Source organism: Bacillus sp. N6, from assembly GCF_052805735.1.
Genome location: NZ_CM127843.1, coordinates 3,687,872 through 3,703,615, shown reverse-complemented (window position 1 = coordinate 3,703,615; position 15,744 = coordinate 3,687,872). Strand labels below are relative to the sequence as shown.

At 32.4% G+C, this 15,744-nt stretch carries 10 protein-coding genes; 7 read left to right on the top strand and 3 right to left on the bottom strand.

Features of this window, described 5'->3' with window-relative positions; genetic code table 11:
- The first annotated feature begins 413 nt into the window (after positions 1–413).
- Positions 414–3,197, top strand: coding sequence for a dynamin family protein (locus tag ACUXVC_RS18950; RefSeq protein WP_095690300.1), 2,784 nt, complete (start codon positions 414–416; stop codon positions 3,195–3,197).
- A gap of 48 nt (positions 3,198–3,245) precedes the next feature.
- Here the strand turns inward: ACUXVC_RS18950 and ACUXVC_RS18945 are convergent, their stop codons facing one another.
- From ACUXVC_RS18945 to ACUXVC_RS18935, 3 genes are all read right to left on the bottom strand, one after another.
- The gene (locus ACUXVC_RS18945; RefSeq protein ID WP_078401578.1) at positions 3,246–5,165 is read right to left on the bottom strand and encodes an LTA synthase family protein; all 1,920 of its coding nucleotides are present in this window, start codon (positions 5,163–5,165) and stop codon (positions 3,246–3,248) included.
- 502 nt (positions 5,166–5,667) lie between these two features.
- Positions 5,668–7,005, bottom strand: a complete 1,338-nt coding sequence (locus ACUXVC_RS18940) for an NAD(P)/FAD-dependent oxidoreductase (RefSeq protein ID WP_023522822.1) — start codon at positions 7,003–7,005, stop codon at positions 5,668–5,670.
- Between the two features lie 265 nt (positions 7,006–7,270).
- Positions 7,271–8,068 (bottom strand): cell wall hydrolase, encoded by a 798-nt coding sequence (locus ACUXVC_RS18935; protein WP_144465479.1) that lies wholly within the window; start codon positions 8,066–8,068, stop codon positions 7,271–7,273.
- Positions 8,069–8,360: 292 nt separating this feature from the next.
- On the opposite strand from ACUXVC_RS18935, the gene ACUXVC_RS18930 reads away from it, so the two are divergent.
- From ACUXVC_RS18930 to pdxR, 6 genes are all read left to right on the top strand, one after another.
- Positions 8,361–10,202 carry a S8 family peptidase gene (locus ACUXVC_RS18930; protein ID WP_069356110.1) on the top strand — a complete coding sequence of 614 codons (1,842 nt, stop codon included), beginning with the start codon at positions 8,361–8,363 and terminating at the stop codon, positions 10,200–10,202.
- Positions 10,203–10,381: 179 nt separating this feature from the next.
- Positions 10,382–11,371, top strand: a complete 990-nt coding sequence (gene plcA, locus ACUXVC_RS18925) for a phosphatidylinositol diacylglycerol-lyase (protein WP_000066297.1) — start codon at positions 10,382–10,384, stop codon at positions 11,369–11,371.
- 192 nt (positions 11,372–11,563) lie between these two features.
- Entirely contained in the window at positions 11,564–12,973 is a 1,410-nt protein-coding gene (locus tag ACUXVC_RS18920; protein WP_089171649.1) for a glycoside hydrolase family 1 protein, read from the top strand.
- Between the two features lie 30 nt (positions 12,974–13,003).
- Entirely contained in the window at positions 13,004–13,711 is a 708-nt protein-coding gene (locus ACUXVC_RS18915) for a GntR family transcriptional regulator (RefSeq protein WP_095690302.1), read from the top strand.
- Between the two features lie 219 nt (positions 13,712–13,930).
- The gene (locus ACUXVC_RS18910) at positions 13,931–14,122 is read left to right on the top strand and encodes a hypothetical protein (protein ID WP_000006458.1); all 192 of its coding nucleotides are present in this window, start codon (positions 13,931–13,933) and stop codon (positions 14,120–14,122) included.
- A gap of 187 nt (positions 14,123–14,309) precedes the next feature.
- Positions 14,310–15,743, top strand: coding sequence for a MocR-like pyridoxine biosynthesis transcription factor PdxR (gene pdxR / locus ACUXVC_RS18905; protein WP_000454956.1), 1,434 nt, complete (start codon positions 14,310–14,312; stop codon positions 15,741–15,743).
- The last annotated feature ends 1 nt before the right edge of the window (position 15,744 follow it).

Below are 15,744 nucleotides of genomic sequence, written 5' to 3'. Positions count from 1 at the left end.
AATGGAATTTAATTACATAACTACTGAAACATTTTAAAGGAAAACAATTTGAGAAAGAAATGGTATGAATAGCTGTTGGCTCTTATTGTTTTTTTTGTTTGACAGCACAGTGAATTATGTATATAAATTCAATATAGATTGTTTTTATAATATGGTTTATATGGGATTTTCCTGATAATATAATGTGGAATATTATAGTGTTATTAGGTTATTAGGAACATTTAATGCTGTTTCATAACTGAAAGGGAATTGAAAAAAAACTGAAACTTTTCTCATAAAAATTCAATCTAACTTGAAAAATGAAAGGAAAATGAAATTTTCCAAAAGATATTCTTTGTTAAGATAAAAAGCATACATACAAAAAGTATTGATATATCTTAAAAATGTATTTTCAAGATATAGTGGGGGAAAAGATGAGATTAGAAAAACAATTAATAAAAAAGATGTATTATGAAACATTCCTAATGGAGAATGAAACAAAACCAACTCTTGACGTACTTGGACAAGCTTATGTAAACGAAGAAAAAAATGAGATTTCTGATGGGTCTTATATTCGTTTTGCACAAGGTGAATTTTATTATCGTCATCAAGATTTTGAAGCAGCTATTTTTAAATGGGAGAAGGTTAGTAATGAATTAGCACCATGGGCACAAAAAAATATTGCGGATGCTTATTTCGAACTTAATCAGTTATCATTTGCTGAAAATATTTATACTTCTATTACCACTGATAATAAAATATTGATGACCGAAATTAGACTACAATTACTTTCTCTTTACATTGAGCAAAATAATTTTGACTCAGCTTTCGGTGTTATTAAAGAAGCAGTTTCTTTAAATCCTGATTATCCGAATGTCACAAAAATTGCCCGTTCCTTTTATGAGGAACAGCAAGATTTTGATAGTGCAGTAGAGCTTGCTGTGAATGAGTTAATTCGCATAGAATCGTATCCTTGGTTTGAGGTGTTAAAAGGATATATCGATAAAGGGTTTACTAAACATATTTCACCAGACTATTTTTATGATGCATTAGCTACATTAAATAATGTAGATCAAGTACAATTTACGCAAATGGTTTCATCACTCTGGAACAGTTATAAAAATGAAAAAAATTACTTATTGTGGCTTAACACAATAAATGAATTTTTCTTACATATTGAAATACATTCGTCCGATATATGGAACAAAGTTTCTGCTCTTTACGAAGAAACGTACTTTGCATTAATTCAAGGTCAATATACGCTTAGACAATTAAACGATATCATACCAAATCTGTTAGCAAATTGGTTAAAGGTAGTCAATCCATCTTATGCTGTATTTCCATCTGCAGCTGTATTGGCATGGGATGAGATTTTCCCTTCCAAAATAGATTCAGCAAATATAGAACATGCGGAAAACTTACTGTCACATTCTATTAATCATGTAAATGGCTTAGAGTACAGCTTACACCTTTTTGAATCTATTACACAATGGGCACAAAAGCACAATATAGAAATAGGTCACCGGTTTAAATGGCTAGTTGACGAGCTCGCAGATTTAAGAACAAATCGTATTTTAGTAACGGGAACTTCAGGAAACGGAAAAACTACATTTATTAACTCTATATTAGGAGAAAATATATTAGAAAAATCAATTTCAAATGTAGTAGTTTTAAAAAATGATGCTCATATAGAAATAAACGCCATAACAGACTCAGCAATTACAACAACGGAAGATGTCTCTGATTACCATAATATGATGTCCCAGCACCATCAAACATATAGAGATAGAGCATGTGTTGAATTTAAATTACCATGCAGATTTTTAAATGAAAATAAACTTACATTTGTAGTGACACCTGGCTTTAATAGGAATAACGACACTAGAGATGAGATATTCGAATATTTAAATTCTGTAGACGAATTACTGTTCGTATTGAATGCGGATTCACCTTTTACTGATAAAGAACGTGACATTCTATTAAGTATTCAAGAACATACGCCAAATTTACAAATTCATTTCTTATTAAATAAAATCGATAACATTTACAGTGAAGCAGAAGTAAAAAGGGTATTACATGATACGGCAGCGAGAATAAACACATATTTCCCACATGCGAGAATTTTCCCTTATTCTTCGTTATATACAAGTAGTCAACAATTAAATGATTTAACTGAGTTTATTCATTTTAACTTTAATCATAAACATATCGATGCAGAACGTACTGAAAAGTTATTATATTTCATTCGAAAAACAATTACATATCTTTTGGATAAACGTGTTGAGAAAGAAAACAATCTAGTGGATGCTATTAATTGGAATGAAGATATGCTAGTGAAACTAAACGGTAGCATTAATAACCTTACTGCATTTGAGAGGGAAAAAATTCATTTCATTACACAATCATATCGTTCAATGAAGACTGAAATTACGAATGATCTTACTGAAAATATCCCGAAGATATTAAAGAGTTGTTCTAATATAATTAGTGAAGAAAGTGATTTCGGGCACATGGATACGGAACTAAATAAAGCAATGAATGAAAGAGTGCATAAATATTTAGAACAAACTGTACTACCTAATCTTGCTCTTTCTATGCAAAATTGGATTGCAACTTCTAATAATGAGCTTCTTCAAAGCCAAACGTATTTAGAAGAACTTAGTGAAGGGCTTAATTCACTATTTGGAGAAAATAGAATACAGTTAGAATGTGACTTTAAAGTGCTTGATGACTGGCGCAGAGATACTGACAGGATGACGACTAGAATACAAATGGATGAAGTAAATATTTTACGTCGATTTACGCCAGCACAATTTTTACTGAAAAGTGCCGGTAAATTATTTGGAGTTCTTCCTAAAAATAAATCTATGCTATATAACAAATACAAACAGTATGTAGAAAATGAAGATTATACTGAGGTAACGGCTTCTATTATGAAGAAATTTTTCTTGCAATTTGAGCTGTTTGAAAACACACAAGAGCGAGATATTAATATATTCTTTAGGAATCCATTTAACTCCTTAAAGCAAGCTGTAGAAAACACGCATTTAGAAATACAAGAAAAACAAGAGATATTACATAAGATGAAATCAAATCCTGAAATCTATCATGATTCTATCATGCTCTTTGAATTGAGATTGCGTCAATGTGAAGTAATTTTAAATATAGGTAATGATAATACCTATACGGATGTAGCTTTAGAAACAAGCGTAGAATAAAAGTAAAAGGGAGCAACTGTAATAAGTTGCTCCTTTTTCATATATAGATTATTTTTCTGTTTCTTTAATTTTAGTTTGTACTTCGCCAGTTTTAATTTTATTGCTTTCTGAGAAGCGTAATAAATCGCCTTCAATAATTTTGTCAGACATTCGTAATTCATTTTGGGCACGTTTAATGAGGGCTTGAGCTTCTTTTTTTGGTAAATCTACAATTTCACCTGTTATACGGTCGTAGAAAGTGTTGTTTTTGTATGCATACTTATCTGTAATGAAGCTACCATCACGTAAAACAACAAAGCCAGTATATTCATCTGAAAACATATCATGGCCAAAACGAATATCATTCGTAGAATCAACACCTAATAAATTTAGAATAGTAGGTTTCATATCGATTTGTCCAGTAGGCTTTGAAATAGTTTGACCTTCTGTTTGTCCAGGAATATGAATATATAAAGGTGTACGTTGTAAATTTAAAGTATCAAATTCTGTTATTTGATCTTTTTCTAAAAACTGTGCCATTGCACGATTATGTTTTTCGGAAATACCATAATGATCACCGTATAACACAATAATAGAATCATCGTAAAGCCCCTCGGCCTTTAGACGTTCAATAAATTTCTTAATTGATTCGTCTAAGTAACGTGCTGTTACGATGTAACGATCAAATACGCCATTACCAGAGTTGTATGGTTCAATGAATTTTGTATCTTCATCATACGTAAATGGATAATGGTTTGTTAAAGTAAGGAAACGAGCATAGAATGGTTGATTAACAGTTTTTAATATATCTACTGATTGATCAAAGTATTCGATATCTTTTAATCCCCAATTTAAATTTGTTTCTGGTGTAATTTTGTAATCAAGCTCATTATAGTAACGATCATAACCAAGAGCAGAGTACATGATATTACGATTCCAAAATGTTGCGTTATTCGCATGGAATACAGAAGTGAAATAACCTTGCTGACGTAAGATTTCTGGAGTCGCAGTATAATCATTGTTACCGTGTGTGAAGAATACAGCCCCTCGATTTAATGGATACAACGACGTATCGATTAGAAATTCAGAATCGGATGTTTTCCCTTGACCAGTTTGATGGAAAAAGTTATCAAAGTAATAACTTTCATTTATGAATTCATTTAGGAATGGTGTAACTTCTTGCCCATTGACTGATGCGCCTATTAAGAAGGTTTGCAAGGATTCAAGAGTGACGACAATTACATTTTTTCCTTTCGCTGTACCAAACATATTAGGGTTTGGCTCGCTTTGGTTTGCTTTTACGTAGTTTTCAGTTTCTTGTAATTTACTACTATCAGCAAGCGCTTTTTGTGAACCGGCTTTTACTTGCAGTGTTAAGTCATATACTTGGTGAGTATATAGGCCTAAATTTTTGACAAGCATTACTCGGTCGAATGATCTCGTTAATAATTCAGGGCGCTCTTTTTCTGCAAGATGTAGATTCGCAAAGAATACACCAATTGTTAAAAGAAAGTATAACAAGCGTGTAGAATGAGTTACACGTTCTGTTTTAAAGACCAATGATTTCTTTTTTAATAAAATAAAGAAGAAAACAATGTCTACGAATGCGAGTATAATTTTGTAGTTTAATATTTCTATAATACTGCCGCCTAATTGTCCAAAGTTTGAGGTTTGTCCAAGTACTGGTAATGTAACGAAATCACTATAAAAATCATAGAACATTACATTTCCAACGAGTACGATTGTTAATAAGAAATTAATACATAGCGCTATATAATTTCGCTTTTCACCAGTTGCAAATAATGCTAATCCAACAAATGCTAATGATGCGGCTAGAGGACTAATAAACAAAATAAGCTCTTGCGTTGAAGACTCGATTTTTAAATCAAAACTGAATCGCGTAATAAGATATGTTTTTAACCATACTGCTAAAGCCATTATTATAACAAAGCTTATATTTTGCATTTGTAAATTTATTTTATTCTTCATTTTTACACCTTCTTTATACAATTTATTTAACTGAAGTTATATATTATGTTTTTATAACTATTAGAGTATAATGAACCATTTAGACTCTATTTTCTAAAGGGAATAATTTGAAGTATTCATATACATACAATGGGGATTTTTAAAGCGTAGTAGCATAAATATAACTCTTTTTGAGAAACGGGCAGAACAAGTCATAGTTGTAGTGAAATTGACTTATAGACATCCTACCATATTAAACACTATGATGATGTTACAAAATATCGAACAAATGAAAGTGAAAATGGATAGAGACTTTTAAAACTGTTGACATTCAATTTATTAGAATTGAATGTCAATCGTTTTAAATATACAGTTATATTACATATGTATCTTGTAAAATCTCGACTTTTTGTCGGTTAATTATTAGCCGGGAAGAATAGGGGATTTATTAATATACTTTTACTCTATATAAGTAAAGTATTTTGAAATTGAATATATTTGACTGACATCTTAATAATAGAAATTAAATGTCAGATAAGTACTTTCCAACATACAGACCACTTGCAGCTGCTTGAGATAATGAGTGCGTAACGCCTGAACAATCTCCAATTAAAAATAGCCCATGTATACTAGTTTCAAAATGATTATTAATTTTTATCGTAGGAGCATAGAACTTTCCATCAATTCCATATAGTAAAGTATGTTGATCAATAGGTTCTTGTATAAATTGTTCTAAACGTAATAAAAATTCTTTGAGCCCTTCAATATATAATTGAGGAATTTCTTGATTCAAATCTCCATAATCCCCCTGTAGTGTAGGCTGTATACGGCTATGTTCCATGCTGTTTTCCGCCGTAGGTTGTTTCTTTAGTAAGTCCTCTAAGCGCTGTATAACAATCCGATCTCGTCCTTGGTTAATGCCTTTAATAATTGAACTTGCGTATACATTTGCTTCTTTGAGAGTTGGAAAATAGCGAGGAATAAATAAAGTGAAATTTAAATTAGAAGTGCCAGTTCCTTGCTCTCGAAAATTTTGACCGTCAGGCATAACTAAACCTTCTTCGTACTTTCGAATGATGCGTCCTTTTGGATTCATACAGTAAGTAGTTGCTGTGAAATGCTCACCTTGATAAGAAAGTTTTGTTTCAAAAGTATCTTTTAATATAGAACGTAATTGATGTTCTTTCATTTCTACTCTAATTCCTAAATCTACACGTGTTTGCTCCTGAGAAATATTTAGGGAACTGCACATTTCTTTTAACCAATCGGCCCCAGAGCGCCCAGTTGCAAATACTAGTTGCTTAGTTTGAACTGTTCCTTGATTTGTATCTATTGTAAAATGATCTTCCTGTTTCAGAATATGTTGTACATCTATATGAAATTGGATCTTTATTTTCGTCAGTAAAAATTCATAGAGCTGCTGAAAAATGTTACTGGAAAGTGTAGTACCAAGATGTCTTACTTCTGTTGTTAGCATTTGTAAACCACACGCTTCAGCTCTCTTAGTGAGACTTGAATTTTCAGTAGAATATTTTGAAACCGAACTTCCACCAAACTGACATAGAATTTCATCTACTTCAGCCATGAGTTGTATAAAACCCTCTTTACCGACTTTTTTCTCAAGTTCTCCGCCAAATCCGTTTGTATAATTAAATTTCCCTTCAGATTTGCCTAAACCACCAAACCCGAAATATTTATCACATGTAGTACAATTACACACTTTTCCTTCGTCTAAAGGACAATGGCGATCTTCTAGCGCTTTACCTTTATCAAGAATTAAAACTTTTTTGTTACTTTTAGCTAGTGAATAAGCCATAAAAATGCTACTTACTCCAGCGCCGATAATCGTAACATCATACATATTCTTCCACCTGCTAACGAATAGTTTGTTTTTTATTTTTCTAGTGTATAACAATTTTATGAAGGTAAGAAATAGCTTTTATTAATAAAGTGGGAGTTTTTGAACTTGATGCTTTATTAATTTCTACGAGTGGTGGAGTAAATACAAAAATTTTTATTTGAAAGAAGAAACAGTTTAAAAAATAACTATGTCATATGATTAATAACATCTTACATAGAAAAAAACAGACCTTTTAAGTGAAGAGGTCTGTTAATGATTTTAAATCTTATTTAGCAAACACATGATTACCAATTACTGCTACTGTTTGACGTGTCGTAATCCACTTGTCCGTTGATGTTTTTGGATTGTAGAAATAAATCCAGTCTGAATCTACTCCATTTGTGGAGATAGCCTCTTCTACAGCCATTTTTGCTTCTGCACTTGCAGGTTGATTAATTCTTCCATCTGTAACAGGAGTAAATGCATATCCGTATTTAATAGGTTCATAAATAACGCCTGTTATTGTATTTGGAAAACCTTTTGCATTTACACGATTTAGTATAACTTTGGCTACTGCTACTTTTCCTTTATAGGATTCGCCACCTGCTTCAGCGGTAACTAAGCGTGCCATTAAGTCTTTTTCTTTTTGTGAAATACTTGAGTTGATTTTTAAATGTTGTCCTGTATAAAGCTTGTTTCCGACTGTATTGTTAATTTGTTTTATAGATTGGACAGTGACATTGTAACGCTTTGCTATCGTTTCTAATGAATCTCCCGGTTGTACTTGATAAATAATTTGTTCAGAAATGTTCGCAGGCTTGGCGTTTTGAGGAACAGTGATTTCATTTGATTTCACGGACCCTGGAATATGTAACTGTTCGCCAATAAAGGTTTTATTGTTTCCTTTATTATTAGCCTGTTTAATGGATTGTATTGAAACTCCGTATTGTTTACTAATGCCCCAAAGTGTATCGTTCTTTTTTACTGTATGAATGGTAGAAGCTTCAGCTGTACTTTGACTACATACGAATGTAATTGCGGCCGCAGATAAAGGAATTATATGTTTTATTTTTAGTAATTTCATTGTAAATCCTCCTAAGAAAAAATTAAGGTGAAACGATTAAGTAATGTAGTTTGAAATGTGTATATGCGTAATATATTAATGTAAGTATATTAGCACATATAAAATAAATAATCACTATAAGTTTCATATTCGTTTAGTGTAGAGTCAGAATATGAAATATTGCATATGAAAATACATTGAAGTTCATATTTCTGATTACTATAATCTATTTAGTAGAAAGGGAATACGTTATAGAATTAATCATTATAGATTAATATAATGATTAATAATTATTAATAGGAGGATTGATGTAATGAAAATATTTCAAAAAATGTGTGCGTCAACTGTAATCATTACAACACTTTTAGGAACAGGAGGCACTATCAATAGTGTATATGCTGATTCTATAGAACAGCAGAGTAAATTAGGGATAGAACAAGAAACAGATAAGCAAATCATTGTAAAATTTAAAGCGGATTTGGATTTGCCATATGAAGATGGTATTGAAAAACAAATACAATCTCAAACGAATGATAAAGTAATAAAAGATCTTTTGACAGAATATCCAGATGTAACATTTACTCGTTTATTCACATCTGTAAGCCCGGAACAAATACAAAACCTTGAAGTGAAAGCACCTAATCATGTATCTACAAGTCTATTAAACTACTATATTCTTCAAAATCAAAATAGTGGGTATGAAGAAGAAATAGTAGATAAGTTAAAGGCATCTTCTTTAATAGAAGATGCGTATATGAAGAAACAAGAGAAAATAATGCCACCTGAAGTGCAATCATCAAGTGTAGCTCTTAATCCTAATAACAATCCTAGATTTAAAAAACAAGGTTATCTTGAAGCAGCCCCATACGGTATTAATGCGCCTTTCGCCTGGGGAATTCAAGGCGGTAATGGAAATGGTATTACTTTTGTTGATATGGAATACGGATGGCTATTAAATCATGAGGATTTATTACATCAAAATATTGAATTAATGTCTGGAAGAAATATAAATCAGCATGTCGGTCATGGGACGTCTGTACTAGGAATTGTATCCTCTGAGGACAATGAAGTCGGGAATATTGGGATTGCGCCAAAAGCGAAAGCAAAGGTTATCTCTCAAATAAGAGATAATGGACAGTATAATACGGCTGATGCAATATTAAGCGCTGTAAATCAGTTAGAAGCTGGGGATGTTTTATTATTAGAGGCGCAAGCATCCTTTGATGGATATGGTGATAAATATTTACCTGTTGAAGTACAACCAGATATTTTTGATGCAATTCGTGCTGGTACAGATAAGGGAATTGTAATTATAGAGGCTGGAGCAAATGGGTGGAATGATTTAGATCAGTTCAAAGATAGAAAAGGTAAGCAAGTCTTAAATCGTAATAGTAAAGATTTTAAAGATTCGGGTGCAATTATGGTAGGAGCTGGCTCTTCATCTTTTCCTCATGAACGTATGTGGTTTTCGAATTATGGAAGCCGTATTGATGTGTACGGATGGGGAGAAAATGTAGATACAACTACAGCCGAGCAAAGTAGAAGTGCTGTAAATCTTTATACTTCAAGCTTTAGCGGAACATCTAGTGCCTCGCCAATTATTGCTGGGGCAGCGACTTTAGTACAAAGCATTGCTAAAGAAAATTTAGGACAACCATATAGACCAAGTGAACTAAGAGCAATATTAAGCAACCAGAGCACAGGAACAAAATCTAAAGATCCATATGCAGATAAAATTGGTGTTTTACCAGATTTGAAGTCTATACTAGTAAACTTAGGTTATGAACAAAGAAAACCAAACGGTGGGAATGAGTTACAAGTAACAGAAAATGAACCAAACAATGAGCCTAGACAGGCAAATAAAGTTAACTTTCATACACCGGTGAAAGGAACGCTACATAATAGTGATAGAGTAGATGTATTTACTTTCCAAATTGACTCACCGGAAAATATTAATATTTCTCTACTAAATGAACAAAATATCGGAATGACATGGGTACTTCATCATGAATCAGATTTAAATAACTATGTAGCATATGGTGAAAATGAAGGAAATGTAGTTAAAGGAACTTATAATGCAAAGCCAGGGAAATATTATTTATACGTCTATAAATATGAGAATAAAGATGGTTCATATGTATTGAACATAAAATAAGCAAAAGGAACTTCAGATGAAGTTCCTTTAAATTTTTCTAATTTAGTATATGTGAATGATTTTTTAACTTTACTTCTATGCAATATTTCATATTGATGAAATGTTATTTATTTTTTATGAACTAGCTTATATTATATTCAATAAGTTTGATGTAAAAACAGAAAAAGTGAGGGATAATAATGAGCAATAAGAAGTTAATTTTGAAATTATTCATATGTAGTACAATATTTATCACATTTGTATTTGCTTTACATGATAAGAGAGTAGTTGCAGCTAGCTCTGTTAATGAGCTTGAAAATTGGTCAAAATGGATGCAACCTATACCTGATAATATCCCGTTAGCACGAATTTCAATTCCAGGAACACACGATAGTGGGACGTTCAAGTTGCAAAATCCGATTAAGCAAGTGTGGGGAATGACGCAAGAATATGATTTTCGCTATCAAATGGACCATGGAGCTCGCATTTTTGATATAAGAGGACGTTTAACAGATGATAATACGATAGTTCTTCATCATGGGCCATTATATCTTTACGTAACACTGCATGAATTCATAAATGAAGCGAAACAATTTTTAAAAGATAACCCGAGTGAAACAATTATTATGTCTTTAAAAAAAGAGTATGAGGATATGAAAGGGGCAGAAGGTTCATTTAGTAGTACGTTTGAAAAAAATTATTTTGTTGATCCTATCTTTTTAAAAACAGAAGGAAATATAAAACTTGGAGATGCTCGTGGGAAAATTGTACTACTAAAAAGATATAGTGGTAGTAATGAATCTGGAGGATATAATAATTTTTATTGGCCAGATAATGAGACGTTTACCACAACTGTAAACCAAAATGTAAATGTAACAGTACAAGATAAATATAAAGTGAATTATGATGAGAAAGTAAAATCTATTAAAGATACGATGGATGAAACGATGAACAATAGCGAGGATTTAAATCATCTATATATTAATTTTACAAGCTTGTCTTCTGGTGGTACAGCATGGAATAGTCCGTATTACTATGCCTCTTATATAAATCCTGAAATTGCAAACTATATAAAACAAAAGAATCCTTTGAGAGTGGGCTGGGTAATTCAAGACTACATAAATGAAAAGTGGTCACCATTATTGTATCAAGAAGTTATAAGAGCGAATAAGTCATTAATAAAAGAATAAAGATGATGAGAGTAAGAAGCGATAAAATATATCGCTTCTTATTTCTTTTCCAATAACCAACAATAGAAATTGTACTTTTATAATAGAAAAAAATAAAAACATAAGATATAATCATACATATAAAATTTGTACCTATAAATTTTATATATGTGAATGAATTTGATTTGTTGTAATGAAATGGAGGTATATACTATGAAGTTTCCACATGATTTTTTATTCGGAGCTGCTTCAGCTTCTTATCAAGTAGAAGGTGCATGGAATGAAGATGGAAAAGGTGTTACGAATTGGGACGAGTTTTCAAAAATTCCTGGCAAAACATACAATGGAACAAATGGTGATGTAGCTGTTGATCATTATCATCGATATAAGGAAGATGTTCGCTTAATGGCTGAGATGGGATTAGAATCGTATCGTTTTTCTATTTCTTGGGCGAGAATATTGCCGACTGGAGATGGAAAGGTAAATGAAAAAGGGATTGAATTTTATAACAACTTAATTGATGAATGTTTAAAATACGGGATTGTGCCGTTTGTCACTTTATATCATTGGGATTTACCATTACCGTTAGAAAAAGATGGTGGATGGACGAATAAAAGAACAGCAGAGGCTTTCGTAAAATATGCAGAAACTTGTTTTAAGGCATTTGGTGACAGAGTTAAGCATTGGATTACTTTTAATGAGACAGTAATGTTTTGTGGATTAGGTTATTTAAAAGGTGCACATCCACCAGGAATCCAAAATGATGTTCCAAAGTATTTTCAAGCGACTCATTATGTATTTTATGCACATGCGAAAACAGTTGCGGTGTACAAGCAGCTGAAACAATATGGTGAGATTGGGATTACACATGTTTTCTTACCTGCTTATAGTGTGGATGATCAAAAAGAAAATATACTAGCAGCAAATCATGCGAATGAATATGAAACGTATTGGTATTATGATCCAATTTTAAAGGGCGAGTATCCGTCTTATGTTGTACAACAATTAAAGGAAAAAGGATGGACTCCTAATTGGACGGTTGAAGAATTAGAAATCATTAAACAAAATGCAGAAGAAAATGATTTTATTGGCTTGAATTATTATCAACCAATACGAGTAGAAAGATACGATATGGATATAAAGAGTGAGGAACATTCTCGAGAAAACTCAACGCTTGCTCCAGGTAACCCTTCTTTTGATGGTTTTTATCGAACAGTTAAAATGGATGATAAAACATATACAAAATGGGGATGGGAAATATCTCCCGAAGGTTTCTTAGAGGGATTGCATATGTTGAAAGCGCGTTACGGTGACATAAAGATGTATGTAACGGAAAATGGACTTGGTGATGAAGATCCAATCATTGACGGAGAAATTGTAGATGTTCCGAGAATTAAATTTATTGAAGCGCATTTAAAAGTAATGAAGCGTGCAATTGAAGAGGGAATTAACTTAAAAGGTTATTATGCATGGTCAGTGATTGATCTTTTAAGTTGGTTAAATGGATATAAAAAGCAATATGGCTTTATTTTTGTCGATCATAATGATAACTTAAAACGTAAGAAGAAACTTTCGTTTCATTGGTATAAACGTGTGATCGAAACGAGAGGGGAAGAGTTATAACAGATAAAAGAGTATTTTAGGAGAAAGTGTATGAGTGCAAAGTATAAACAAATTGCAGATGTGTTAGAGCAAAACATTCGAGATGGGCTTTTTAATGAAACGAAAAAACTACCTACAGAAGAAGCGTTGATGAATCGATTTGAAGTAAGCCGTAATACGATACGTAAAGTAATTAGTCAGCTTGTGAATAGAGGTTATATTTTTCAAGTGCAAGGTAGTGGCATGTTTTTACGCGAAACTTCTGTAACAGATTACATTAATTTAGGAAGTTTACGTGGATTAACGAAAAATCTTGTTTCACAAAATATTGAAACGAAAGTGTTAGAGCTGGAAGTAATAGATGCGGACGAAGAGATAGCAAAGCGGATGCAATGCGAAGCTGGAACTAGGTTGTATTTTTTGAAGCGCTTAAGAATTGTAGATGCTAAACCATTCTCTATTGAAGTAAGTTATTTCAAAAAGGGTATTATTCCATATTTGAACGAAGAAATAGCATTAAGCTCTGTATACAGTTATTTCATTGAAGATTTACGATTAAATATTGGTTTTGCTGATAAAGTTATTAGTTGTGAAAAAGTAAATAAAGAAAATGCACAGCTTTTAGAATTAAATGAAGGTCATCCGGCGCTTCTTATTGAAAATACAGTGTATCTTGTAAATGGAACAATTTTTGAGTTATCTCAGTCGATGTTTCATTATGAAAAGGCGAAACTTTTAAATCGAATTAATTTTAAATGAAAAATTATCGTGTGAAAAAAGCAACTGGTCCTAAGTGATCAGTTGCTTTTTATTTTTTAAGTGGATGAGCAAAAAAACACGAAAGTGGTTGGTCCGCTTTTTGCAAACATCTATTATGATAAGAGAAGAAAGGTAGTATGTTATCAACGTTTTAAAGAGGAAGGTTTTTATGTAAGTTCTTTAATTAAAATAGATGGGTCTTAGAGAGGTGAAAAGACAATGAGTTTTGCAATTTCACTAGTCGTTATTATTGTAATTGTATCGCTATTTGGGACTGTACTAGTTGCAAGAAACGTGGAGGAGAATTACGGTAAGTCTACAAAAAGAAATGTGAAAAACTTATCTGCAATCTATATTCTTCTTCTTTTTGTTCTACTGGCCGGGGTAACATGGTATGCGGTAATGATTTGATAGTTTGTAAAAGAACTGGAAATGAGAGTATGAAGTTGGAATTTCAGAAGCTATTGAGTAATCAGAAAGAGAACCATTTTGGATATAGCCATTTACGGATAAGAAAATGTGACTAATTAATACTATTTTTACGGTGAATACTGTTAGTAAAAAATGAGGATAGTTCGTTTTGAAAGGAGGGAACTAGATGGAATGGAAACCAAATCGTGCAGATAAGACACCTGTATATAAACAAATTGCTGATTATATTGAAAGAGGCATTTCTTCAGGTGAATTTCCTTCTGATAGTAAGTTACCTTCTGAGCGTATATTGGCAAAGGAATTACAGGTGAACCGGAGTACAATAGTAGCTGCGTATGAAGAATTAAAATCACTTGGAGTAGTAGAACGGCAAAAGGGAAGCGGAACACGGGTTAATACAGACATATGGGGTGTCTCACATAAACGAATACCGAACTGGGGTAGGTACGTGGAGGATGGATCGTTCTTACCTAACGTACCACTCGTTCAACAAATTCGAACGGAAACACAAAAAGATGATTTAATTAATTTAGCGAGTGGTGAACTGTCACCAGAATTAATTCCGAGTGATAGATTTCGAACAATTTTGGCGGAGAAAACATTTATGGAAAATCTCGGCTATGACCATCCACTTGGAAATGAGATGTTGAGAAAAACAATTGCAGCACATGTTCAGCAATATAAACAAATTGAAGCAGATTCAAGCTCTATTCTTATTACGTCTGGAGCACAACAGGCGCTTAATCTTATCGTTCAATGTTTATTAAAACCTGGCGATGCGATTGCGATTGAAGATCCGTCATATTGTTTTTCGCTTCCAATGTTTAAATCGGCCGGTTTAAACATATTTCATTTACCTGTTGATGAGCATGGAATGAATCCAGATGACTTAATCGATTTGCACAAAAAGCATCGCATTCGTATGGTATTTTTGAATCCAGATTATCAAAATCCAACAGGTACTGTGCTTTCATTAGCGAGACGTAAAAAGATTTTAGAACTGTCTTCTGAGTTCGGTATACCAATTGTAGAAGATGATCCGTATAGTTTAATTTCTTTTAATGGAGAAGTGAACCCGACATTAAAATCAATGGACCAAAATGGAAATGTTCTTTATATAAGTTCATTATCAAAAATTGTTGCATCAGGATTACGTATTGGATGGATAATTGGTCCTACACGCGTAATTGAGCGTTTAGCAGATGCAAAGCAACAAGTTGATTTTGGCCATAGTGTATTTACGCAGTGGGTAGCAAATCAATTTTTAGAATCAAAGGATTTTCATACACATATTACGATACTTCGTGGACAATTGAAGCAAAGAAGAGATGAATTAATTGCAGAGCTTGAAGGAACATTGGGAGACCGAGTTGAATGTTTCGTGCCAGAGGGTGGAATACATGTATGGTGTAAAGTGAAAGGAAAGTTTGATGAATATCACTTATTAGGTGAATCTATACGGAATGGTGTCGCATTTGTTCCGGGCAGTGTTTTAGGTTCGAAAAATGAATATATACGATTTACGTTTGGTAGAGCGAATATAGAACAAATTCAACTTGGAATTAAACGGTTTGCCGACACGCTAAATGAAATTTCATAAT